Raw genomic sequence first — 249 nt, 5'->3', positions numbered from 1 at the left:
CCCTTGATTCGGTACGCCCTGAAAAACAGCGCTCAACGGCGCAAGAAACATTGGATTTTTATGTGCCTTTTGCTCGCTTGATGGGGCTAAATGACATTGCCGATTATATCGAAGTGTTGTGTTATCGCAATCTTGATTCAGATATGTATAACAAATTGTCTGATAAGTTATTGCAACATGGACTTGGGCGTAATTTTCAACGAGAAGCTATTCATCGTTATTTGACCATAGTATTGACCAATCTAGGGC

Annotated in this window: 1 pseudogene; it reads left to right on the top strand. The window is 40.6% G+C overall.

Going from position 1 to position 249, the window contains the following annotated elements:
• Positions 1 to 249: pseudogene (locus tag AAEY79_RS15920) on the top strand (guanosine-3',5'-bis(diphosphate) 3'-pyrophosphohydrolase); the annotation flags it as partial.

This window comes from Psychrobacter sp. GW64-MNA-CIBAN-0177, assembly GCF_040309585.1.
Classification (GTDB): Bacteria; Pseudomonadota; Gammaproteobacteria; order Pseudomonadales; family Moraxellaceae; genus Psychrobacter; species Psychrobacter okhotskensis.
Note: the sequence above shows the minus strand (reverse complement) of the source record. Positions and strands in the feature narration are given on the sequence as shown.